This is a genomic window from Microbacterium sp. CCH5-D1, from assembly GCF_001557335.1.
Lineage (GTDB): Bacteria > Actinomycetota > Actinomycetes > Actinomycetales > Microbacteriaceae > Microbacterium > Microbacterium oxydans.
In genome coordinates this window covers 1-1,094 of the sequence record NZ_LSJW01000267.1, presented here as the reverse complement: position 1 = coordinate 1,094, position 1,094 = coordinate 1, and the positions used below count along the sequence as shown (strand labels likewise).

Annotated in this window: 3 protein-coding genes; 1 reads left to right on the top strand and 2 read right to left on the bottom strand. The window is 65.0% G+C overall.

Features of this window, described 5'->3' with window-relative positions; all coding sequences use genetic code 11:
• Nucleotides 1-39: 39 nt before the first annotated feature.
• Nucleotides 40-192, bottom strand: coding sequence for a hypothetical protein (locus AX744_RS20820; RefSeq protein WP_197429261.1), 153 nt, complete (start codon nt 190-192; stop codon nt 40-42).
• Between the two features lie 172 nt (nt 193-364).
• On the opposite strand from AX744_RS20820, the gene AX744_RS16095 reads away from it, so the two are divergent.
• The gene (locus AX744_RS16095) at nt 365-889 is read left to right on the top strand and encodes a DUF1643 domain-containing protein (protein ID WP_197429260.1); all 525 of its coding nucleotides are present in this window, start codon (nt 365-367) and stop codon (nt 887-889) included.
• On the opposite strand, the gene AX744_RS20815 is transcribed toward AX744_RS16095, so the two are convergent.
• A partial coding sequence (locus tag AX744_RS20815; RefSeq protein ID WP_197429259.1) for a hypothetical protein occupies nt 890-1,094 on the bottom strand: 205 nt, incomplete at its 5' end.

Genomic DNA, 1,094 nt, shown 5'->3' with positions numbered 1-1,094 from the left:
CTGCTGGACGGGGTTGGTCTTGGCCATGGGGTGCTGCTCCTAGGTCGTGGGGATCGTTCGGTGGCCGTCGTCGGCCATGCGCTGCAGGACGGTGGTGAGCTCGTCCTGCGGGATGTAGAACGTGGTCACGCTCTCGATGTGCTCCTGCAGGTCGGTGAGGAATCGCGCGGTCTCGGCGGGGTGCAGGCTCATTGCTGCTCCTCGTGGGAGGCGCAGCGGCCGGGGCTGGTCGTCGTGGTCATCTGCCGTCCCTCCCTATCCGTCAAAGTTGAGTGCATGTGACATACACAACACTAGCCCGGGTTTGGTCGATCGCGCAGCGTCGACGTGGCGCGTCTACGGTGAGAGTCGGGAGGGTGCGGTGGTGAGCGACGTCTGGATGTATGAGCACAACGTCGACGACTCGGCGCGTTTCGTGCTGGGCACAGTGGGTGAGAACCCGTTGATCTGCGTGGGTGTGAACCCGAGTACTGCGGTGCCGGGAGACCCGGATCTGACGGTGAGCAAGGTGATGGGGTTCGCGGCGCGCAACGGCTTCGACAGCTGGGTGATGCTGAATCTCTACGCGCAGCGGTCGACCGATCCGAGAGGTATGCACCTGGTGCACGATCCGGTGCTGCAGGCGGAGAATGAGCGGCATATCGCGGCGCTGGTTGCCGGTCGTCCGCTCACCCTGCTCGCGGCGTGGGGCGAGTTGATCAAGACCCGCAGCTACCTTCGGCAGCTGCTGGCCGGCATCGTGGCTGTGACGGACGCCTCGGGGTGCGAGTGGGTCTCGATCGGCGACCTGCTCAAGAGTGGGCATCCACGCCACCCGTCTCGAGCGGGTTATGCCTTGCCCCTACAGCCGTTCGATGTCACGGGGTATCTGCACGCCCTTGGGGCGTGACTAGAGCCCCATTTCGAGCGCGGTGGCCGCGGAGCGGGCGATGAAGATCGAGTTCAGCGCCGCGGCCTTGCCGATGCGGTCGTTCCGCTTCATGTCGGCGAAGATTATGCGCGCCTCGGTGGTGAGCTCGTCGTCGGTCGGGAACTGCGAGATACGAATGCGATCGAACGTGCTGAGAGGGCCGTCCGGGATCTGAGTCTGGGGA

Coding starts and splice junctions, on each gene's coding strand:
- AX744_RS20820 (WP_197429261.1), bottom strand. CDS start 192: ATGAGCCTGCACCCCGCCGAGACCGCGCGATTCCTCACCGACCTGCAG.